At 55.3% G+C, this 20,390-nt stretch carries 21 protein-coding genes; 18 read left to right on the top strand and 3 right to left on the bottom strand.

All coding sequences use genetic code 11. The features are described 5' to 3' along the window. Positions 1-67: 67 nt before the first annotated feature. Positions 68-2,014 (top strand): 4Fe-4S binding protein, encoded by a 1,947-nt coding sequence (locus tag ACIRQ6_RS02295; protein ID WP_420862520.1) that lies wholly within the window; start codon positions 68-70, stop codon positions 2,012-2,014. Here ACIRQ6_RS02295 and ACIRQ6_RS02290 read toward each other — a convergent pair. Beyond that, on the bottom strand, positions 2,008-2,685 hold the full coding sequence (locus ACIRQ6_RS02290; protein ID WP_420862519.1) for a hypothetical protein: 678 nt from the start codon (positions 2,683-2,685) through the stop codon (positions 2,008-2,010). The two genes, ACIRQ6_RS02295 and ACIRQ6_RS02290, sit on opposite strands and share 7 nt — an antisense overlap. A 143-nt stretch (positions 2,686-2,828) precedes the next feature. Here ACIRQ6_RS02290 and ACIRQ6_RS02285 point away from each other — a divergent pair, with 143 nt between their 5' ends. The 9 genes from ACIRQ6_RS02285 to urtE all read left to right on the top strand — a co-directional run bounded on the left by ACIRQ6_RS02285 (position 2,829) and on the right by urtE (position 11,605). Next, the gene (locus ACIRQ6_RS02285; protein ID WP_420862518.1) at positions 2,829-3,020 is read left to right on the top strand and encodes a DUF6494 family protein; all 192 of its coding nucleotides are present in this window, start codon (positions 2,829-2,831) and stop codon (positions 3,018-3,020) included. Next, positions 3,021-4,076, top strand: coding sequence for an Mrp/NBP35 family ATP-binding protein (locus ACIRQ6_RS02280; RefSeq protein WP_420862517.1), 1,056 nt, complete (start codon positions 3,021-3,023; stop codon positions 4,074-4,076). Continuing rightward, on the top strand, positions 4,073-4,774 hold the full coding sequence (locus ACIRQ6_RS02275) for a DUF4444 domain-containing protein (RefSeq protein WP_420862516.1): 702 nt from the start codon (positions 4,073-4,075) through the stop codon (positions 4,772-4,774). Before ACIRQ6_RS02280 ends, ACIRQ6_RS02275 begins: the two co-directional genes overlap by 4 nt. Positions 4,775-4,778: 4 nt before the next feature. Beyond that, positions 4,779-5,285 (top strand): DUF6505 family protein, encoded by a 507-nt coding sequence (locus tag ACIRQ6_RS02270; protein ID WP_420862515.1) that lies wholly within the window; start codon positions 4,779-4,781, stop codon positions 5,283-5,285. Between the two features lie 431 nt (positions 5,286-5,716). Continuing rightward, positions 5,717-7,000: an urea ABC transporter substrate-binding protein gene (gene urtA / locus ACIRQ6_RS02265; RefSeq protein WP_420862514.1), complete on the top strand. Its 1,284-nt coding sequence runs from the start codon at positions 5,717-5,719 to the stop codon at positions 6,998-7,000. 63 nt (positions 7,001-7,063) lie between these two features. Continuing rightward, positions 7,064-8,995 (top strand): urea ABC transporter permease subunit UrtB, encoded by a 1,932-nt coding sequence (gene urtB / locus ACIRQ6_RS02260; RefSeq protein WP_420862513.1) that lies wholly within the window; start codon positions 7,064-7,066, stop codon positions 8,993-8,995. Positions 8,996-8,999: 4 nt separating this feature from the next. Further along, the gene (gene urtC / locus ACIRQ6_RS02255) at positions 9,000-10,166 is read left to right on the top strand and encodes an urea ABC transporter permease subunit UrtC (RefSeq protein WP_420862512.1); all 1,167 of its coding nucleotides are present in this window, start codon (positions 9,000-9,002) and stop codon (positions 10,164-10,166) included. After that, positions 10,163-10,903, top strand: coding sequence for an urea ABC transporter ATP-binding protein UrtD (gene urtD / locus ACIRQ6_RS02250; protein ID WP_420862511.1), 741 nt, complete (start codon positions 10,163-10,165; stop codon positions 10,901-10,903). Before urtC ends, urtD begins: the two co-directional genes overlap by 4 nt. A 3-nt stretch (positions 10,904-10,906) precedes the next feature. Next, the gene (urtE, locus tag ACIRQ6_RS02245; protein WP_420862510.1) at positions 10,907-11,605 is read left to right on the top strand and encodes an urea ABC transporter ATP-binding subunit UrtE; all 699 of its coding nucleotides are present in this window, start codon (positions 10,907-10,909) and stop codon (positions 11,603-11,605) included. Between the two features lie 23 nt (positions 11,606-11,628). Here urtE and ACIRQ6_RS02240 read toward each other — a convergent pair whose 3' ends face one another. Then, positions 11,629-12,303: a GntR family transcriptional regulator gene (locus ACIRQ6_RS02240; protein WP_420862509.1), complete on the bottom strand. Its 675-nt coding sequence runs from the start codon at positions 12,301-12,303 to the stop codon at positions 11,629-11,631. Between the two features lie 15 nt (positions 12,304-12,318). After that, a complete protein-coding gene (locus tag ACIRQ6_RS02235) occupies positions 12,319-12,705 on the bottom strand; it encodes a YciI family protein (RefSeq protein ID WP_420862508.1) in 387 nt (128 codons plus the stop codon). 87 nt (positions 12,706-12,792) lie between these two features. Between ACIRQ6_RS02235 and ACIRQ6_RS02230 the strand changes: the two genes are divergently transcribed. Genes ACIRQ6_RS02230 through ACIRQ6_RS02195 form a run of 8 tightly spaced genes read left to right on the top strand, consistent with a single transcriptional unit; the run spans position 12,793 to position 20,390 of the window. Next, a complete protein-coding gene (locus ACIRQ6_RS02230) occupies positions 12,793-13,674 on the top strand; it encodes a fumarylacetoacetate hydrolase family protein (RefSeq protein ID WP_420862507.1) in 882 nt (293 codons plus the stop codon). Beyond that, a complete protein-coding gene (locus ACIRQ6_RS02225; protein ID WP_420862506.1) occupies positions 13,671-14,336 on the top strand; it encodes a malonic semialdehyde reductase in 666 nt (221 codons plus the stop codon). The genes ACIRQ6_RS02230 and ACIRQ6_RS02225 overlap by 4 nt, the downstream gene beginning before the upstream one ends. Before the next feature lie 11 nt (positions 14,337-14,347). Continuing rightward, complete coding sequence (locus tag ACIRQ6_RS02220; protein WP_420862505.1) at positions 14,348-14,806, top strand: OsmC family protein; 459 nt, start codon at positions 14,348-14,350, stop codon at positions 14,804-14,806. Between the two features lie 40 nt (positions 14,807-14,846). Beyond that, a complete protein-coding gene (locus ACIRQ6_RS02215; protein WP_420862504.1) occupies positions 14,847-15,917 on the top strand; it encodes a C4-dicarboxylate TRAP transporter substrate-binding protein in 1,071 nt (356 codons plus the stop codon). A 23-nt stretch (positions 15,918-15,940) separates the two neighbouring features. Further along, entirely contained in the window at positions 15,941-16,492 is a 552-nt protein-coding gene (locus tag ACIRQ6_RS02210; protein WP_420862503.1) for a TRAP transporter small permease, read from the top strand. Beyond that, positions 16,489-17,796, top strand: a complete 1,308-nt coding sequence (locus tag ACIRQ6_RS02205; RefSeq protein WP_420862502.1) for a TRAP transporter large permease — start codon at positions 16,489-16,491, stop codon at positions 17,794-17,796. The genes ACIRQ6_RS02210 and ACIRQ6_RS02205 overlap by 4 nt, the downstream gene beginning before the upstream one ends. Before the next feature lie 13 nt (positions 17,797-17,809). Further along, positions 17,810-18,679 carry a dioxygenase gene (locus tag ACIRQ6_RS02200; protein ID WP_420862501.1) on the top strand — a complete coding sequence of 290 codons (870 nt, stop codon included), beginning with the start codon at positions 17,810-17,812 and terminating at the stop codon, positions 18,677-18,679. 46 nt (positions 18,680-18,725) lie between these two features. Beyond that, the gene (locus ACIRQ6_RS02195) at positions 18,726-20,390 is read left to right on the top strand and encodes a sulfatase-like hydrolase/transferase (protein WP_420862500.1); all 1,665 of its coding nucleotides are present in this window, start codon (positions 18,726-18,728) and stop codon (positions 20,388-20,390) included.

The following is a 20,390-nucleotide window of genomic DNA, read 5'->3' as shown; positions in this document are numbered from 1 at the left end:
CAGGGAATCACGTTTAGCGTGAACGCCGCAGGTCGCCCAAACGGCGAGCCGCACCGGGGGGGATAACATGGCAAAACGACTGATTATTTGTGATTGCTTGGGCAGCCAAACAATTGATGCCGAGGCGCTGTCTAAAGCCAGCGGGCTGGAATGCTCGACCTGCTATACCAGCCTGTGCCACGATCAATCCGAGCGTGCCGCCCAAGAAATAGCTGCAGGCGACGCCATCATTGCCTGCCAACAAGAGCGCGCATTTTTCACAGAACTTGCCCAAGAAATCGACGCAGCAGCCCCCGGTTTTGTGGACATCCGCGACCGCGCTGGCTGGGGCGAAGGCGACAGTGGCCCGAAAATGGCAGCACTGGCCGCAGAAGCAGCACTGTCCTTGCCTATTGGCAAAACCGTCGATGTGGTTTCAGAAGGCACCTGTTTGATTATTGGCACCGACGCCGCCCTCACAGCCGCAGCGGATCTATGCGAAATTTTGGCCGTGACTGTGTTGGTGCCGACTGCAGATCATGTCGTCACAGACCGGCGGTTTGATTGTGTCGTGGGCAGCATTGGATCGCTCAGCGGGGCATTGGGCGGATTTTCCACGACATTCAAAACCCTGCAACAGATCATCCCCGGCGGACGCGGTTCTTTTGACCTGACCCCAGTACAAACCGGCGCGCGGTCCCATTGCGACATTGTTCTGGATCTGTCCAGTCAAACCGCCATGGTCCCTGCCCCTGAAAAACGCGAAGGGTATCTGCGTGCAGACCCCACACACGCCCCATCAGTGGCCCGCGCTGTTTTTGATGCGGCCCAGATGATTGGCACCTTTGAAAAACCGCTTTACCTGCGGCTAGAAGACAGCATTTGCGCCCATAGCCGCGCTGAAAAACCGGCCTGTTCCAATTGCCTGAACGTCTGCCCAACGGGTGCTATCACATCAGCGGGCGAGCATGTGGCCATTGATCCGATGATTTGCGCTGGATGCGGATCCTGCTCGGCGGTGTGCCCGTCAGGGGCCATCACCTACGACGCGCCACCTGTTGACACGATTTTTCAACGGCTGTCCAAGCTGGCCACAACCTACCGCGCAGCGGGCGGCCAATCTGCCAGATTGTTGGTCCATGATGCCAGTTTTGGCCTCGAGATGATCACTCTTGCCGCACGGTTCTCCCGTGGTTTACCCGCCAATGTGATCCCGCTGGAGGTGGACGCCCTATCCGGCTTTGGGCACGCGGAAATGATGGCCGCGTTGGCGTCTGGCTTTGAACATGTGGATGTTTTGATGTCCCCAAAGACTGAAATCGCCGTGCTTGAGGGGCAGGCTGAATTGGCAATAGCCCTTGCAGGTGCGCCATGCGTGGCCTTGCTGTCGCCCGCTGATCCTGACGCCCTGTGTGAGATCCTATATCAACCGCCGCAGGCCCCCGTCACGTCTGAACCGATCCTTCCCTTGGGAACACGCAGGCAGGTGACACGCCTTGCCGCCAAGGCCCTTCAACCGGACGCCACAACAGTCGACCTGCCCGAACATGCGCCCTATGGCGCGGTGATCGTGGACACAGACGCCTGCACTTTGTGTCTGTCGTGTGTGTCGCTTTGCCCCTCGGGGGCCTTGGGCGACAGTCCTGATTTGCCGCAACTGCGCTTTCAAGAAGACGCCTGTCTGCAATGCGGGTTGTGCACAAACATTTGCCCTGAAAAGGCGATCACTTTGCAGCCACAACTGGACTTGACCGATGCGGCCCTGACCCAACGTGTCATGCACGAGGAAGAACCCTTTGCCTGCATCGAATGTGGGTCCCTGTTTGGCGTGAAATCCACCATCGAAAAGATCACTGAGAAACTGGCGGGATCCCATTCGATGTTTGCCACTTCTGAGGCTGCGAAAATGATCCAGATGTGCGAAAACTGCCGCATTCAGGCACAGTACCATTCCGAACAGAACCCGTTTCAAGGCGGCGAACGGCCTAGGGTGCGCACCTCCGAAGACTACTTTTCCAAACGCAAGGATCACTGAGCTTGGATTGGCGCCCCAAGATCAGCAGGCGCAATCGTCGCCACATAGGCCAAGATCGCATCGATCTGGTCCAATGTCACTTCGATAGGCGCGATTGGCGAGGGCAAATGATCCGCAAAGGGTGCGGTGACATCTTCGACCTGAGTGAAGGCTGGATGTGGTTTGAGCAGGAAAAACGTCTCGAACCGCTGCTGCCAATCACCAAAATTGCGCATCAAAGCAAAGGATGGGGTCGATCCCATAGCGTTCATTCGGTTTTTCGCATTGACCACGTGACATCGGCCGCATTGCTGCAGGCTGACCGTTTCGCCCAAGGCCACATCGCCGTCAAAAACCACATCTTCTTCGGCAACCTTGGCTGTGACATTGGCATCAAACATCGGCGTTCCATCCGGCGCAAAGGCCTCAATCGTTCGCTTACCGATATCGGACAACAACCACTCCTCGAAACGGTCCGTGTAGGGCCCGTCGGTTTTCGACAAATGCCAAATCGTATCGCCCTGAGCAAAAACCGGGACGCCTTGCGGGCCAAAGGCCGCCATACCCGCCTCGGTCGTGGCGGTGATGCGAATACCGGTCTTAAGCGAAAACCGGGGCAGCAAGTGGCGCAAAAAACCAGTTTCGCTCAGGGCTTCAGGCACCTGCAGATCAAAAGCTTTGTCCTGCGCCATGCAGGGCCCCGCCCCCACGAGCAGTCCAAAAATCAGATATCTCCACATCCTTGCGCCCCCCGTTCGATGGGTCTGGTTGCATATCAAACTAGGGCCGCTAGGGTGGATCCGTCAACTTTCCCACTCAACCGAAGGGCCCAAACATGAGCGATGACTTCAATATGTCGATGCGTAAATTCCTCAAGCAAGTGGGCGTGACATCCCAGCAAGCCATTGAAGAGGCTATGAGATCCACGGAAAACACCCAAGGCAAGACCTTTGATGCCAAGGTCGTGCTGACCATCGACGGGGTCGAACTGAAGCATGTGGTGACTGGCAAGATTGAAGGCCCATAAATGACCCTGACCCGAGACCAAGCACTGGAATGCCTAAGGAAGATCAAAGCGCCCTCGGGCGTGGATATGGTAGAGGCAGGCCTCGTGCGCGCCCTGAATGTGGACGACGGCGCTGTGCGGTTTGTCATGGAAGTCGACAGCCCGGATGCCTTTGCCACCACCAAATCAGACGCCGAAGCAGCTTTAACCGCGTTAGGCGCAAAATCCGTGTCTATCGTGATGACAGCACATGCCCAGCAAGCCCCACCACCAGATCTGGGGTTGGGCAAGAAAGCACCGCCAAAGGGCCCGGAAAAAATCCCAGGCATTGATCGCATTATCGCCGTAGCTTCGGGCAAAGGCGGCGTTGGGAAATCAACCGTGGCCTCAAACCTTGCCTGCGCATTGGCCGCCGAGGGCCGCCGCGTTGGAATGCTGGATGCCGATGTTTATGGCCCCTCACAACCGCGGATGCTGGGCGTCTCGGGCCGCCCACAAAGCCCCGATGGCAAATTGATCCTGCCCCTGCGCAATTACGGTGTGACCATGATGTCAATCGGTCTGATGACCAACGAAGATCAGGCCGTAGTCTGGCGTGGTCCGATGCTGATGGGCGCGCTGCAACAGATGCTCAGCCAAGTGCAATGGGGTGCTTTGGATGTCCTGATTGTCGACCTGCCACCGGGGACCGGTGATGTGCAGATGACACTTGCCCAAAAGGCGCATCTGGACGGTGCGCTGATCGTCTCGACCCCGCAGGATGTGGCCCTTTTGGATGCGCGCAAAGGCATCGATATGTTCAACCAGTTGGGCACGCCGATCATTGGGATGATTGAAAACATGAGCACCCATATCTGTTCTCAGTGCGGACATGAAGAACATGTGTTTGGCCATGGCGGTGTCACGAACGAGGCCGAAAAACTGGGCGTGCCTTTGCTGGCAGAGATTCCGTTGCATTTGGACATTCGGCTGGCTGCTGATGGTGGCGCACCGATTGTTGTCTCAAAACCTGAATCTGCGCAGGCCCAAGGGTTTCGCACCGTAGCCAAGGCACTGATTGACGCAGGACAGGCATGACCCAACCGGTTTTTCCGCCCCTCTTTGAAGGCCTTGCCTTAGAAGGCCCAGCCGACCCGTTTGAAAAGGCCTGCAGCCATGCCATACGCGGCTGCGACGCGGGGCTGGTTGTGCATAATGTGGGGGCCAACAGCCTGAATGCGGCCATCGTCTTTGCCCCCGATGTACCTCTGCGCGATGCGGTGATGATGCTGCCACTTTGTGCGGTCGGATTTCAAAATGCACTTGGCGCACTGGCCCCACCCGAGGTGGCAGTGCATCTGGATTGGCACGGAGGACTGCGCATCAACGGGGCGGTTTGCGGTAGTTTACGCATTGCCGCCCAAACTGCGGATCCAGAGGCCGAGCCTGATTGGATCGTCGTTGGCCTGACCCTGCCCTTATGGCCCCAAAGCGATGATCCGGGAACAACACCGGATGAAACCACGCTCTATGCCGAAGGCTGCGCCGACGTGAACGCCGTTGACTTGCTGGAGTCCTGGGTGAAACACACGTTGGTGGGCATCAACACATGGACCGACGAGGGTGCGGGCAACCTGCACCGTGACTGGCGCGGCTTGGCCTACGGCATCGGCGAAGATATCACCCGCAACGGGATAACAGGCACATTTTTGGGGATCGATGAACGGTTTGGCATGCTGCTGCGCGAGGCCGAAACCACACATTTGATCCCACTGACCGAAGTTTTGGAAGGATGATCACATGACCGAGGTCCGCAAATTGGCCCGCGCTATTCATTTTGATGAAAGCGATATGAATGTCTTTCACACGCCCGCACGCACGGGCGAATGGTGCATCTCGGGTGGATTTGAATTCTCGAACTGGGGACAGGGCGACCTGACGGGCAAAGCAAAACAAGCTTTTTCAAATGGTTGGCTGGGTGTCGAAACCTTTGGGCGCGTGACATTTGTGGCCGTCACACAAGTCGAACCTGCCGAGTTTGAGGCACTAAAAACGGCCTTAGCCCAGCATTTTGTCCAAATCTACGGGGCCCCGTCCATTGAGGCCGCCCTTGGCGTGGCCGAGGATGAACTGCGCCATATGGCCGAGCTTTGCGAAGACCAAGATCCAAACACAGTTTTGACCGTGGCACGCGAACTGACCGATGCTGGCGTCAAGGAAGGCTTTCGCATCATTGAACAGCGCGAGGCTGGGCTGGACCAATTTGCGATCCATGGATCCTTGGACGACGAGCCGCATCAACACTGATCCAGCGTCTATTTCGTCTGTCATGGCTATGGGTGCCGCACTTGTTTGGCATCCATAACCCCACGAGTCGTTACAAGAATTGAGGCACTCCGCGTTTCAAAAACGACCCAGATGTCTGCTAGGCATCGCCCAATAAATGATCGTACAGCCCAGAATTTGCCTAATTAATAATCAATTGATCCGATCGTAGAAGCTTTCGTAACCCCAAACTTGAACTAACAGGGTCCTGCCGCGTGACTAGCGCTGTCGCTGGGGGGCGTGCTGCGTGTGTTCACGCCATTCGAACCCCGGGGTGTGTGACGACCTTACGAATTGGACCTCGATCAGGCCGCCACACGATTTGCAACTAAAGTTGCGGGATATTGCTATGTGCTTCGGCCTTCGAGTGCAACGTTGTTGCCTCGGGCGATTGCCCCCGCAGGGAGAAAAGAATGACAATCCTCAAAACAACACTGACAGGCGCTGCTGCCTTGACCCTTACGGCTGGCTTTGCGGCGGCTGAGTGCGCCGACCCGGTCAAAATTGGTGTCTTGCACTCGCTGTCGGGCACAATGGCCATTTCCGAAACAACACTGAAAGACACAATGGTGATGTTGGTTGACCAGCAAAACGCCAAAGGCGGTGTTTTGGGCTGCGAAATCGAAGCTGTGGTTGTTGACCCAGCCTCCGACTGGCCGCTGTTTGCCGAAAAAGCACGTGAATTGCTGACTGTATCCGAAGTTGACGTGATCTTTGGCTCTTGGACATCTGTGTCGCGCAAATCTGCGCTGCCGGTTCTGGAAGAGTTGAACGGTCTGATGTTCTACCCTGTTCAATATGAAGGCGAAGAAAGCTCCAAAAACGTGTTCTACACAGGTGCTGCCCCCAACCAACAGGCGATCCCTGCCGTAGACTACTTCCTAGAGGAACTGGGCGTTGAGAAATTTGCACTGTTGGGCACCGACTATGTGTACCCACGGACAACCAACAATATCCTCGAAAGCTATCTGCAGGACAACGGCATCGCCGCTGACGATATCTTTGTGAACTACACGCCCTTTGGTCAATCCGACTGGGCCACTATCGTTGCTGACGTTGTTGCCTTGGGCGAAGACGGCAAGCAGGTTGGCGTGATCTCGACCATCAATGGTGACGCAAACATCGGTTTCTATAAAGAACTGGCGGCTGCAGGCATTTCGGCTGACGACATCCCGGTTGTTGCGTTCTCGGTAGGTGAAGAAGAGCTGTCCGGTTTGGACACATCCAACTTGGTCGGTCACTTGGCCGCTTGGAACTACTTCCAATCCGCTGAATCTGACGCCAACACAGACTTTATCGCAGCATGGAAAGAGTTTGCAGGCGCCGAGCGTGTGACAAACGACCCAATGGAAGCCCACTACATCGGCTTTAACATGTGGGTGAACGCGGTTGAGGCTGCTGGCACAACCGACGTGGACGCCGTTCGTACAGCAATGTACGGCCAGGAGTTCCCGAACTTGACAGGCGGTACAGCCGTGATGTTGCCAAACCACCACCTGGCCAAACCAGTGTTGATCGGCGAAATCACAGCCGAGGGTCAGTTCGACATCATCAGCCAGACAACAGAAGTGCCGGGCGATGCATGGACAGACTACCTGCCAGACTCTGCTGTTCTGAAGTCCGACTGGAAAGAACTGGGTTGCGGTATGTACAACACTGCTACCAACACATGCGTTCAGTTGACATCTAACTACTAAACGACCTGAATGGCGCAGTGGATCGCCCACTGCGCCGTTTCTTTGATCGACAGGCCCCCCTTCATGTTCCGTTTGATACTCGCCGCTCTGCTCGGTCTTCTTTTGGCCACATCAGCCAGTGCTCAAGATCTGCAATCCATTCTCCAAACACACCAAGCTGAAGTCGCCAAACCGGGCCGCAAAACAGTGGGCGTTGTGCTGGACGATCTGGCGGCCTCTGGCCTGCCCCAAGCAGCTACCTTTCTAGAACGCTGGCAAAACAAAGAGCTTTACGTGCGCGGCTCAGACGGTTTGTTTTTCTACCTCAGCAGCGACGAAGCCACCCTTATTGATATCACCACCGAGGCCGACGCAGGCCCTGCGCCAGATGATCTCAAGCAGGTTAAACCAAATGGCGGTGTACGTCGTTCTATCGGCACCGCATTGGTGCAGTTTCAGCTTTCCGATCCGGACATCACCCGCCGCCAAAGCGCGGTAGAGGCCTTAGCCCGTGATATGAAACCCGATCAGCTGGAGCCACTGCAGGCCTCTATCGATGGCGAGACCGATGCGACCCTAAAGGCCACAAAAGAACGTCTTGCCGTTATGATGACCGCAAGTTTTGCCAAGGACCCCGACCAACGTATTGCCGCAATCGAGGCCATGGCAGGCGATCTGTCCGTTGATATTCGCGCAGTCTTCAACCAGATCCTCAGCACCAAACGCACTGCTGCGCCGACCCTACCCGAGGGCGAAAACATCGCCGCCATCCTGACGCCTGGTGTCGATATCCCCAAGGCTGACGCCTATGAGATGCTCGTCAAAGCAAATCTGGCCCAGCCTCAAACCAGCCAAGATCAGATTAAAGCCGCATTAACCGACAACATCGTGGATGGACGCGTGGGCGGTCTGTCTGTCGCTCAACTCGACAGCTTTGAGGCCAGGGCTGAGGCCTATGCAGCCCTTGCCCAATCCGGTGTAGTCGCACCATTGGTGAGCGACGCCGATGTGGAGCGCACTCTTGAGGCGAACGTGTTTTTCGACACGTTCATCGAAGGCAATTCCGATGTAACCGATGCCGCACAAGCCAGCCTCGACAGCCTGCAAACCAAAGTGGCCGTGAACCAAACCGCCGATCTATTTTTAGACGGCCTTTCGCTGGCCTCAATCTATTTTCTGGCAGCGATCGGTCTGGCGATCACCTTTGGCGTGATGGGCGTGATCAACATGGCCCATGGCGAATTTATCATGATGGGCGCCTACACGGGCTTTGTGATCCAGCAGTTTGTGCCAAATTATACTGTCTCGATCATCATTGCCTTGCCCGTGGCCTTTGCCGTGACCTTTGCCGCAGGTGTGGTGATGGAACGGTTGGTCATCCGCAAGCTCTACCATCGCCCGCTGGAAACACTGTTGGCCACCTTCGGGATTTCAATCGCTTTACAACAGTTGGCCAAGAACATTTTTGGCACCCAAGCCCGCCCCCTGACATCCCCTGCTTGGCTGGACGGGGCGCTGGTGTTTAATGATGTTGTGGCGATTTCCTACATCCGCATCGCGATCTTCATCCTTGCGCTGATTTTTCTTGGGTTGATCCTGTTCATTCTCAAGCGCACGCGCCTTGGCCTAGAGGTGCGCGCCGTGACGCAAAACCCGCGTATGGCAGCATCCATGGGGATCAATCCAGACCGGATCAATATGATGACCTTCGGCCTTGGCTCAGGCATCGCAGGTATCGCAGGCGTGGCTATCGGTCTTTATGCCAAAGTGACGTCCGAGATGGGCGCTGATTACATCGTGCAAAGCTTTATGACCGTCGTTGTCGGCGGTGTGGGAAATGTTTGGGGCACTTTGGCGGGGGCAGGCATGATTGGCGGTCTGCAAAAGATCATCGAATGGTTCAATCCATCGAACACGCTGGCGGCCCAGACCTATATGATCCTCTTTATCATCCTGTTCATTCAATTCCGGCCAAAGGGCATTGTCGCCCTCAAAGGCCGCGCGGCGGGGGATTGATCCAATGCAAAACAGCTTTTTTGCGCGCAACCCTTCGATCCTTTGGTTCCTTTTGGTCCTCGGCCTGTTCACCTTTGGGGTAACGCTTTTAGCGGAATCCACAGGAATGGGTGTGATCTCGACCTCGTTTGTAAAGACCTTAGGCAAGACCCTGACCCTCTGTCTGGTGGCAATCGCTATGGACGTGGTCTGGGGGTATTGCGGGATCCTGTCCCTTGGCCATTTCGCCTTCTTTGGGATCGGCGGCTATGCCATTGGCATGTGGCTGATGTTTGAACGGACCAAAGAAATCGTGGTCACCAACCTTGAGGCTGCGACGATCCCCCCAACCCCCTCCGAGATCAACGAAGCCATCGGCACGCAAATCTTTGGTGTTGTGGGCAGCTCGGAATTCCCTGCGATTTGGGCCTTTTCCGACAGCCTGTTCCTGCAACTGTTGATGGTCGTTCTGGTGCCGGGCCTTTTGGCGCTGATCTTTGGCTGGTTGGCCTTTCGCAGCCGTGTGACAGGCGTGTACCTGTCGATCCTGACCCAAGCCATGACGCTGGCACTGGCGCTGTACCTCTTTCAAAACGACAGCGGCCTGCGCGGCAACAACGGATTGTCCGGCCTGCAAAACATCCCCGGCCTGACCCATCTGAGCCAAGCACAGGTCAGCATCGGGTTCTTTTGGGCCTCTGCCGTGGCGCTGGCTGCCGGGTATATCCTGTTTGCTTGGGTGCTGGATGGCAAAATGGGCAGCGTGATCAAAGCGATCCGCGATGACGAGGCCCGCGTTCGGTTCTTGGGCTACCACGTCGAAAGCTACAAGCTGTTCATATTCACTCTCACGGCCATGGTCGCAGGCATCGCTGGCGCGCTCTATTATCCGCAGGCGGGCATCATCAATCCCGCCGAGATTGCCCCGATTGCTTCAATCTATTTGGCGGTTTGGGTAGCGATTGGCGGGCGTGGCAGGCTTTATGGCGCGGTCATCGGCGCCGTGTTTGTCTCACTCCTGTCCAGCTGGTTCACGGGCGGCGGCGCACCCAACATCAACCTTGGGTTCTATGTGATCCAATGGACCGATTGGTGGCTGGTGTTGTTGGGCCTTTCCTTTGTGGCTGTGACCCTCTTTTTCCCCGGCGGTATTGGCAGCCTCTTTGACAAATTGGTCAGGAAATCATCATGAGCACTTTGTTGGAAATGTCTGGCGTGTCTGTCTCATTTGACGGGTTCAAAGCCATCAACAACCTGTCCTTTCAAATCGCAGAACCCGAACTGCGCGCCGTCATCGGCCCAAATGGCGCGGGCAAAACCACGTTTATGGACATCGTGACGGGCAAAACAAAACCTGACGAAGGCAGTGTGATTTTTGGCGAAAAAAGCGTGTCGTTGATCGGGATGTCTGAAAGTCAAATCTCGCGGGCAGGCATCGGACGCAAGTTTCAAAAACCCACAGTGTTCGAGGCGCAAAGCGTGCGCGAAAACTTGGCCATGGCGTTGAAAAACCCGCGGGGCCCGTTTGATGTGCTGTTCTATCGCAAGACCAAATCAGGCGCAGAACGCATCGAAGATATTGCCTCTCAGGTTGGCCTGTCCGATCAGCTGACCCGCCCTGCGGGCGAGCTCAGCCATGGACAAAAACAGTGGCTCGAGATCGGTATGTTGCTGGCCCAAGACCCCCGTTTGTTGCTGGTCGATGAACCCGCTGCAGGCATGACCCCGGCCGAGCGGGAAAAGACTACAGATATCTTGGTGGAAGCGGCCAAAACCCGATCTGTAGTGGTGGTCGAGCATGATATGGAATTTGTGCGACGTCTGAACTGTAAGGTCACCGTGTTGAATGAAGGGTCCGTGCTGGCCGAGGGCAGCCTCGATCATGTCACCCAAAACCCCGAAGTTATTGATGTCTATCTGGGACGCTGAGCCATGCTAGAAGTTAAAAACCTGAACCTTCATTATGGCCGCAGCCAGATCCTGAGCGATATCAGCTTTGGGGCGCAAACCGGCGCTGTAACCTGTCTTATGGGCACGAACGGTGTTGGTAAAACCAGTCTGCTCAAGGCGATATCGGGCACCCATGCGCGATCCGCTGGCGGGTTAAAATTGGATGGTACAGAGGTGCCGCTAAACGCATCGGCGTTTAAAATGGCGCAACTGGGCGTGGGCTATGTGCCCCAAGGGCGCGATGTATTTCCCCTGATGACTGTGCAGGAAAATCTGGAAACCGGTTTTGCCTGTCTCGACCGATCCGAGCGCTTTGTTCCAGACGAGATTTTCGAACTGTTCCCGGTTCTGAAGGAAATGAAATCGCGCCGTGGTGGGGATTTATCCGGTGGGCAACAACAGCAACTGGCTATCGGGCGCGCGCTGGTAACCAAACCGCGTTTGTTGTTGCTGGACGAGCCGACCGAAGGCATCCAGCCTAATATCATTCAACAGATCGGGCGGGTGATCTCGTATCTGCGCGACCAAGGCGGCATGGCCATTTTGTTGGTCGAACAGTTCTTTGATTTTGCATACGAGCTGGGCGATCATTTCGTCACGCTCACCCGTGGGCAAGTGACCCACGACGCAACGCGCGCTGACACCGAGCGGGCTGAATTATTGTCCAAAGTGTCCGTTTAAACAGGCATACCTTATAGGCAGGCCTAGACCGCAAGGTCATCCATCAACGTCGTCAAATATTCACCGGTGCGGCGATAGTGCTGCATCAATGCAGCAATTGCTGCATCTGCATCCCGCGCAACAGCAGCATCCAAAATTTCGGTATGCTCGGTCTCGACATCGCGGCTTTGATACAGATCCGACTTTGCCGCCAAATACCGATAGCGGATGTTAAGATCATAAAGCTGGCTGCAATATTTCATCAACATCGGCGTTTCTGCATTTTCCAGCAACGCCATGTGGAACGCCTTGTGCACCTCCTCAAAAGAGGTGGATTTTTGCTGGGCTGCCTTCTTCATCCGGTGATGGGTCAGCACCAAACGATCCTCCCATTGGGACGTGGCATTGGCAATAGATCCGCGTAGGGCAATACTTTCTAGCGTCTCGCGCAGCATCAAAATTTCTTCGAAATTGGCTTTGTTCACAGGGGCTGCGCGAAATCCACGCTGATCAATCCGCTCGACCAACATATCTGAGGTCAGCAGGCTGAGCGCCTCACGCACTGGCGAACTGCCCGTATCCAACATCACCCGAAGCCGCTCGATCTTTAGCTTTTCACCCGCAGGCAAAGCACCGGTCAGGATCATGCGCCGCAGGGTCAGATAGGCCCCACGTGTGGCGGAGGTTTCTTTACTGCCAGTCTCGTCAATCGCACTCATCAAAATACCCCTGCGCTAGCTCAGCCCAACTGTTTTCGTCGACAAACCAACATTTAGCGTCAGCGATCCTTCGTTAATCATCCACCGCCGCAGGGTAAAACGACGTGCCCCGCTGGAATGCATCGGATCTGCCTCGGCCAAGGCGCGCGCCTCTTCTAAACTGGCCGCACGGTAAATGATCAGTCCCATCCCTTGCATATGATCGCCGGTCTCATCGGACATGGGACCCGCAAAAGCCAACTGACCCTTTGCCTCCAACTGCGCCTGATAGGCAAGGTGATTGCCCAAGGCTGCTTTGACATCTTCCGGGGCTTTGTCGGGAGTGCTGTGCGCCACATAAAGCTCCAAGGCCAAGGCCCCGCGTGACTTTGCATCCGCCTTGTAGTCGTTCCAAGCAACCATATTTCCGCGCCCTCTAAAAAATCGATATTAATTGACTTCCAGCTTAGATGTAGGCAGAAATCGAACAAACTGGCAAGGATGACACGTATGAAATATATGGTTGGGGATGTTGCAGGGGGGACCGCTGTGTTTGCCCTGAATGGTGAAAATGCTGTAAATCTCAGTGCGTTATCAGACAAAGTCGGCCCAGATTTGATGGGCTTGATCGCCGATCCCAGCCTTGTCGACTCTCTTGCCGCTGATATCGCCGCAGCGCCCAGTGTGGCCACCAAAGACATCACACCTGCCCTGCCAGTGGCCAAGCCCGGCACCATCATTTGCCTTGGTCTGAACTACGTCGACCACATCAAAGAAGGGGGATATGACATCCCCGAATACCCCGCTTTGTTTATGCGCGGCAAAAATTCGATCATGGCAGCCGGCAAACCGATGGTGCGTCCAACCGTATCCGAAAAATTGGATTACGAAGTGGAACTGATGGTGATTGTTGGCAAAGGCGGCCGCCACATCGCCGAGGCCGACGCCCTAAACCACGTCTTTGCCTACACCGTTTTAAACGACGGATCTGTGCGTGATTATCAGCGCAAAACGCACCAATGGACCCCCGGTAAAAACTTTGACAACACTGGTGCTGTTGGCCCAATTGCCGTGACCCCGGACGAATTGCCTGAAGGCGCTGTTGGCCTCAAAATTGAAAGCCGCGTGGGCGATGAAATCCTGCAAAGCGCCAACACAGACGATATGATGTGGTCCGTGGCTAAAACGATCTCGCTGATCTCGGTTTATACCACGTTGGAACCCGGTGATTTGATCGCAATGGGCACCCCGCCCGGTGTGGGCCACGCCAAAACGCCGCCACGTTGGCTGCGCCCCGGTGAAACTGTCGAGGCGGAGGTCGAAGGGATCGGTATTTGCGCCAGCCCCATTGTGGACGAAAAAGACTTTGCCGCAGCGGTGGCCGCCCAATGAGCGCGCCGGACCAAAACGACCTGACCGCAATCCGCGCGAAGGCCCAGCAAGATGTGCGTGACCTGCGCGACCGCATTGATCAACTCAGTGATGACGCCATCGACCTTGTTCTCGCAGATGCCCGCTCGCATTATGCTTGGACGGACAAGCCGATCAGCGATTCAGTCTTGCACGCGCTCTATGAAATAACGGCCAGCGGCCCCACCAGTATGAACACCTGCCCTGCGCGGTTTGTTTTCGTCAAAACGCCCGAGGGCAAGGACCGTTTGGCCAAATCTCTAAAGCCAGCCAATGTGGGCAAAATGATGGGTGCGCCTGTGACCGCAATCATTGCCCATGATCTGGATTTCTGGACGGAACTTCCCTTTTTGTTCCCGCATGAAGATCGGCGTCATTTCTTTGAGGGCAAAACCCAGCATTGCGCTGACACCGCGTTTCGCAACGGGACCCTGCAAGGGGCCTATTTCATGATTGCAGCCCGCGCATTGGGGCTGGATGTGGGCGCGATGTCCGGATTTTCCAACCAAGCGGTGGATGATGAGTTTTTTGCGGGCACCAGCCTGCGGTCGAATTTCTTGTGCAATATTGGCTATGCGGATGAAACGGCTTTGTTTCAAAAACTGCCACGCTTTGCCTTCGATCAGGTTTGCGCATTTGCATAAGGGTTTGAGCCATGGCTGAAGTCAAAATGAAAACCACTGTCAAACTGCGGGCCAAGGGCGAATGCCCGTCCCATTCGAGGGCAGATGTGGCTGTGCGTGACCTTACTTTTGCTATTGATGAGCCGACCGAACGCGGTGGCACCAACGCAGGCCCCACGCCGACAGATACGGCACTGGCAGCCTTGATTGGGTGCACCAATGTGATCGGTCATAAATGCGCAAAAACACTGGGCATCGACATAGGCCATCTAACCATCGATGCGGTGTGCGACTTTGACCGGCGCGGCGTGACGTTGACTGAGGAGATCAACGTCCCGTTTCATGCGATCGCGTTAAAAGTCGTATCAGACGGATCCGCCACCCAAGCCCAGCTTGATCAAGTGGCGGCTGAAACGGATAAATACTGTCCCCTGTCCAAACTATTCGTGGCAGCGGGCACAAAACTAACGGTGACCTGGCACAGCGAGTAACACCGACATATCCAACCAAATCATCTCAGGGAGGAACAAGATGAAACATTGGACAAAGGGATTGGCGCTGAGCGCGTTGATGGCCTGCACGGCCCTGCCAGCAATGGCTCAAGAACGTATTTCCGCAGTTGTGATCGACGGCTATCCAGCCCGCGCACTTTGGGTAAAGGAATTCACAAATTTCTTTATCCCGGAAGTCGACAAACGTCTGGCCGCAAACGGCAATTACGTTATGGACTGGCAGGAAAACTACGGTGGCTCCATCGTCAAACCAAAGGGCGTTTTGGAAGGCGTTCAACTGGGTTTGGGCGATATCGGTATTGTCACAACGATTTTCCACTCGTCTAAATTGCCAAGCCAAGGTCTGGCCTCGGTCACACCATTTGTGGCAACCGATGCCCGCGCCGTTGCCAAAGCGGTAGACGAGATCGCTCGCGAATTCCCCGCGATGCAGAACGAATTTGCAGCCCAGAACCAAGTCTATCTGGCAACTGGTGTTGTCTTGGACACCTATCAGGTGTTCTCGACATCCGAGGTCAACAGCGTTTCTGATCTTGAGGGCAAAAAAGTGGCTGGTGCCGGTATGAACCTGCGCTACCTCGAAGGTATCGATGGTGCCGCAGGTGTGCGTGGTGGTCTGACCGACTTCTACAACATGCTACAAACCGGTCTGGTTGATGCAGGAATGCTGTGGCCAGAAGCCGCCAAGACCTTCAAAATCGCAGAAGTGGCCCCCTACATGCTGAAAGCAGACTTAGGCGCCGTTAATTCAAAAACTGTGACTGTGAATGCCGACTACTGGGCGAAATTGCCGGACGAGGTCAAAGGCGTGTTGCAAGACGTGGCCATCGCCTACCGCGATCACCTTGCTGGTTTGGCAATGGACCGCGCAGCAGCGTCTGAAACTGCCTACACTGACGGTGGTGGTACAATCGTCGAAGTCTCAGCCGAAGACCGTGCCGCATGGGCCGCAGCAATGCCAAACATCGCACAAGAATGGGCCAACACCCTAAACGACAAGGGCGAGGCAGGCACAGACATGCTGGCTGCCTACTTGGGTAAGCTCGAAGCCGCCGGATACATCGGTGTGCGCGACTGGACCCAAGAGTAAAGAAACCGGTGGAGGCCAGTTAAATGATGAAATCCGCTTTAGCTGGCCTCTCCAAACTTGCCAATACATTGGCCATGGGTGCCAATGCCGCCGGAACTTTGGTGGTGTTAGGCTTGGTCTTGATCGTCAACTTTGACGTCATCGCCCGTGGCTTTTTCAACGCACCCTTTCGCGGCACCTACGAGGTGGTCCAGTTTTCGGTCGTGTTGATCGTCTTTTTACAATTGCCGGATGTGGTTCGGGTTGACCGGCTTACACGTTCAGACGGGTTTTTGAACCTTCTGCACCATCGTCGCCCTGTGCTGACCTCGAACCTGCGCCGGATCATCAACGCGATCTCGGCGATTTTCATGGGGCTAGTGGCCTACATTATGTACCCCGAATTTATCGAGATGTGGCATTCCAAAGACTACTTTGGCGTGCCCGGCATCTTTACCGCCCCGTGGTGGCCAATCAAACTGGCCATCACCGCCAGCACTGCTTTGTGCTGTGTTATTTTCGTCCTCAAGGTCATTACGGCCCAAGACCGGCCGCAATTGGTGCGCGTCCCTGAACACGATGGACCCGCCAAATGACCCCTATTGAGATTGGCCTGATCTCGGTCATTGCGATTGTTTTCCTGATCTATTCCGGCGTCTACATCCCTATCGCTTTGGGCATGGTGTCGTTTGTGTCGATCTGGTTGATGCGCGACAATTTCACCTTGGCGTTGAACCTGCTCAAGATTGCCGTGGGCGACAGTGCAATGGAATATTCCTTTGCCACTATCCCACTTTTTACCTTCATGGGACTGATCGTATCAAAAGCGGGGTTAGGGAGGGATATCTACGAGGTCATGACCATGCGCTTTCGCAAGGTCAAAGGCGGGATTGGCATGGCGACCGTGGGTGCAAACGCAGTGTTCGCCGCTGTCACCGGATCCTCCATCGCCTCCGCATCTGTTTTCACCAAAGTATCTGTGCCGCAAATGATCGCGCAGGATTACAAACCGCGCTTTGCTGTGGGCGTGGTCGCTGGCAGTTCGGTGCTGGGCATGATCATCCCGCCCTCGGCGATGTTGATCATCTATTCTTTTGTGGCCGAACAATCCGTAGGCGACATGTTCCTTGCTGGTGTCATTCCTGGCATCATGCTGGCCATCGCATATATTGGTGCGATCTGGGCCATGGGGCGGTTCACGCCGGGCTTTGTGGGCGGACGTCCCGCAGAAGATTACGAGCTGATGACAGCGCGCGAAATAGCCTCAAAAACCTTGCCCACAGTTTTCCTGATCATCATCGTTTTAGGCGGGATATACACAGGCTGGCTTACGGCCGTTGAGGCAGGGGCCACAGGCGCCTTAGTGGCCCTTGGGATCGCTTTGCTTCGTCGGTCCATGTCGCCAAAGGCATTCTGGGAGGCCCTGCTAGAAACCGGCCATATCACTGCTGCGATCCTATTTTTGATCACGGCTGCATCGATCTATAGCCGGATGTTGGGACTTGCCGGTCTCCCCAACCAATTGCAGGATTTGCTGGCAGGTAATCAATCGTCCTTCCTGATGATCATGGTGATCTATGTCTTGATGATGCTATTTTTGGGCACCTTGCTGGACACCGCATCGATCATCTTGATCGTTGTGCCCCTGTTCCTGCCCTTGGTCGAGGCTATGGATCTGTCCCTGATCTGGTTTGGCATCATCACCGTTGTCGGGGCCGAGATTGGATTGCTGACCCCGCCTCTTGGGATTTCGTGTTTTGTGATAAAATCTACTCTGAATGATGACCGGATCAGCCTCAAGGACGTGTTTATGGGCGCCCTGCCCTTTGCCTTTGTTATGCTGTTGGTCCTGATTGTGCTGATCCGGTTCCCGGGCCTCAGCCTTGCCCTTTTGAACTAGGAGATCGCTAGCCATGCGCAACGTCACCACTGAAAACATCACAGACGTTTTTGCCGACTATTTTGGCAAGGATACCGATCCGCGCACCCGCGAAGTGCTGGTCGCAATGGCCCGTCACATCCACGACTTTGCCCGCGAAGTGAACCTGACCCATGATGAATGGCGCAAAGGCCTGTCCATGCTGGAGCACGCAGGCCGCATCACATCGCCCGAACGCAACGAATTTGTTCTGTTTTCGGACGTGCTGGGCCTGTCGTCTTTGGTCGATATGATGCACAGCGTGCCCGAGGCGACCAGTTCATCGGTGTTGGGGCCGTTCCATGTGTCCAACCCGCCCCCTTTGGCCATTGGTGGCGATATGAAGCACGACTTTGAAGGCATTGTTTTGCTGGTCGAAGGACAGGTGCGCAGCACCGATGGCACGCCGCTGGCAGGTGCACAATTGGACATTTGGCAGACTGCGCCAAACGGGCTCTATTCCAGCCAAGACCCGGATCAGGACATCCATTCGTTCCATGCCTTGATGACCACGGATGACAATGGCGACTTTGCATTCACCACAGTCAAACCGGTCAGCTACACAGTGCCCACGGATGGCCCTGTGGGCGAATTGTTGGATGCAGCAGGCCGTCACCCATGGCGCCCATCGCACCTGCATTACATTTGTTCGGCTGAGGGTCACAAATCCTTGGTCACCGAAGTATTTCCCGACGACGACCCCTATCTGGACCAAGACACTGTGTTTGGCGTGCGCGACGATTTGGTGATGTCCTACGCCCCACGTCCGGCCTCTGATTTTCCAGATGGAATGGTTCTGTCTGGCAAGGTTGATGAGCCTTTTGAATCAGTTCGCTTTGACCTAGTGTTGGCACCGCAGGACTAAGGCCAGCCGCACCAACCGCTGCCAAAAACCAAGGGGGACCCGCAGGATGAACATCCTTTTCATCATGTATGATCAGCTGCGCTTTGATTATCTCAGCTGTGCAGGGCATCCCCATTTGCACACGCCCAATTTTGACCGTGTGGCTGAAATGGGGGTCCGCTTTACCGAGGCCTATGTGCAAGCGCCGATCTGTGGTGCCAGCCGGATGAGCTTTTATACAGGGCGCTATGTTTCGTCGCACGGGGCTGCGTGGAACAACTTCCCGCTGCGCGTTGGCGAACACACAATGGGCGATCATCTGCGCAATTGCGGAATGGAGTGTTGGCTGATCGGAAAAACCCACATGAAGGCCGATGTGGCTGGCATGGAACGCTTGGGGCTGACGCCCGATAACACCATTGGCGCGCGGCAGGCCGAATGTGGTTTTGACGCCTGGATCCGCGATGATGGCCTATGGGCGCAAGGGCCCGACGGATTCTACGACGAAAAACGCTCGCCCTATAACGAATACCTAAAATCCCAAGGCTATGAGGCCGAAAACCCATGGGCTACCTTCGCAAATGCTGGGGTCGAAGAGGACATGGATATCGCCTCGGGCTGGATGTTTGCCAATGCCGATAAACCTGCCAACATCAAAGAACGCGACAGCGAAACGCCTTGGCTGACCCGTAAAACCATCGAATTCATCGACCAAGCGACCAATCCGTGGTGCGCCCATGTCAGCTTTATCAAACCGCATTGGCCCTATATTGTGCCTGCGCCCTATCACAATATGTACAGCACCAATCACGTTCCTGCCGCAACGCGTCACGAGGCAGAGCAGGCAAACCCCCACCCGGTTTACGAGGCCTACATGGGCAACAAAATTGCCCACGCCTTTCAACGCGACGAAGTGCGGCAAAAAGTTATTCCCGCCTATATGGGGCTGATCAAACAGTGCGATGATCAGTTGGGCGTTTTGCTGGATCACTTGGAACAGACCGATCAAATGCAAAACACCATGATCGTTCTGACCTCGGATCACGGCGATTATTTGGGGGATCATTGGTTGGGTGAAAAGGATCTGTTCCACGCCCAATCTGTTAAAGTTCCGATGATCATTTATGATCCCCGTCCCCAAGCCGATGTCGCCCGGGGTACAACCTGTGATGCTTTGGTGGAATCCATCGATCTGGCCCCGACATTTGTCGAAGCCGCTGGTGGTGAGGTTCCCGATCATATCCTAGAAGGGCGATCTTTGATCCCGTGGCTACACGGTCAAACACCCGACTGGCGATCCTATGCGATCTCGGAATTTGATTACTCGTCCAACCCGCAGGCTACCAAACTGGGCCTGCATCCCAAGGATTGTCGTCTGTTTATGGTTTTTGACGGTCGCTATAAGCTGATGCATGCCGAAGGCGGCTTTCGCCCCATGCTATTTGATCTGCACACAGATCCTGAGGAATTTCATGACCTCGCCAAAGGCGATGACCACGCGGCGGAAATTCAGCGTCTCTACGACTATTTGCACGAATGGGCCCTGCGATGTTCACAACGCATCACCAAATCAAACAGCGATATCGAAACAACCCGCGGCAAATCCCTAAAACGCGGGGTGTTGCCGTTTATGTATGATGGCTCTGAAGTGCCATTGGAATGGACGCAAAAGTATCGCGGACAGGCCACGGGCAGCTATATCGACGACGAAACAACCCCCTCCGACAGCTAA

Source organism: Algirhabdus cladophorae (genome assembly GCF_044772865.1).
Lineage (GTDB): Bacteria > Pseudomonadota > Alphaproteobacteria > Rhodobacterales > Rhodobacteraceae > Algirhabdus > Algirhabdus cladophorae.
The sequence above is the reverse complement of the archived record's forward strand: the minus strand, read 5'-3'. Positions and strand labels throughout refer to the sequence as shown.

Bases quoted from the DNA above. Each gene is read 5' to 3' on its own strand.
- ACIRQ6_RS02230 (WP_420862507.1), top strand. From the start codon at position 12,793: ATGAAATATATGGTTGGGGATGTTGCAGGGGGGACCGCTGTGTTTGCC.
- ACIRQ6_RS02275 (WP_420862516.1), top strand. From the start codon at position 4,073: ATGACCCAACCGGTTTTTCCGCCCCTCTTTGAAGGCCTTGCCTTAGAA.
- urtB (WP_420862513.1), top strand. From the start codon at position 7,064: ATGTTCCGTTTGATACTCGCCGCTCTGCTCGGTCTTCTTTTGGCCACA.
- ACIRQ6_RS02280 (WP_420862517.1), top strand. From the start codon at position 3,021: ATGACCCTGACCCGAGACCAAGCACTGGAATGCCTAAGGAAGATCAAA.
- urtE (WP_420862510.1), top strand. From the start codon at position 10,907: ATGCTAGAAGTTAAAAACCTGAACCTTCATTATGGCCGCAGCCAGATC.
- ACIRQ6_RS02195 (WP_420862500.1), top strand. From the start codon at position 18,726: ATGAACATCCTTTTCATCATGTATGATCAGCTGCGCTTTGATTATCTC.
- ACIRQ6_RS02295 (WP_420862520.1), top strand. From the start codon at position 68: ATGGCAAAACGACTGATTATTTGTGATTGCTTGGGCAGCCAAACAATT.
- ACIRQ6_RS02205 (WP_420862502.1), top strand. From the start codon at position 16,489: ATGACCCCTATTGAGATTGGCCTGATCTCGGTCATTGCGATTGTTTTC.
- urtC (WP_420862512.1), top strand. From the start codon at position 9,000: ATGCAAAACAGCTTTTTTGCGCGCAACCCTTCGATCCTTTGGTTCCTT.
- urtA (WP_420862514.1), top strand. From the start codon at position 5,717: ATGACAATCCTCAAAACAACACTGACAGGCGCTGCTGCCTTGACCCTT.
- ACIRQ6_RS02210 (WP_420862503.1), top strand. From the start codon at position 15,941: ATGATGAAATCCGCTTTAGCTGGCCTCTCCAAACTTGCCAATACATTG.
- ACIRQ6_RS02235 (WP_420862508.1), bottom strand. From the start codon at position 12,705: ATGGTTGCTTGGAACGACTACAAGGCGGATGCAAAGTCACGCGGGGCC.
- ACIRQ6_RS02215 (WP_420862504.1), top strand. From the start codon at position 14,847: ATGAAACATTGGACAAAGGGATTGGCGCTGAGCGCGTTGATGGCCTGC.
- urtD (WP_420862511.1), top strand. From the start codon at position 10,163: ATGAGCACTTTGTTGGAAATGTCTGGCGTGTCTGTCTCATTTGACGGG.
- ACIRQ6_RS02285 (WP_420862518.1), top strand. From the start codon at position 2,829: ATGAGCGATGACTTCAATATGTCGATGCGTAAATTCCTCAAGCAAGTG.
- ACIRQ6_RS02225 (WP_420862506.1), top strand. From the start codon at position 13,671: ATGAGCGCGCCGGACCAAAACGACCTGACCGCAATCCGCGCGAAGGCC.
- ACIRQ6_RS02270 (WP_420862515.1), top strand. From the start codon at position 4,779: ATGACCGAGGTCCGCAAATTGGCCCGCGCTATTCATTTTGATGAAAGC.
- ACIRQ6_RS02200 (WP_420862501.1), top strand. From the start codon at position 17,810: ATGCGCAACGTCACCACTGAAAACATCACAGACGTTTTTGCCGACTAT.
- ACIRQ6_RS02290 (WP_420862519.1), bottom strand. From the start codon at position 2,685: ATGGCGCAGGACAAAGCTTTTGATCTGCAGGTGCCTGAAGCCCTGAGC.
- ACIRQ6_RS02220 (WP_420862505.1), top strand. From the start codon at position 14,348: ATGGCTGAAGTCAAAATGAAAACCACTGTCAAACTGCGGGCCAAGGGC.
- ACIRQ6_RS02240 (WP_420862509.1), bottom strand. From the start codon at position 12,303: ATGAGTGCGATTGACGAGACTGGCAGTAAAGAAACCTCCGCCACACGT.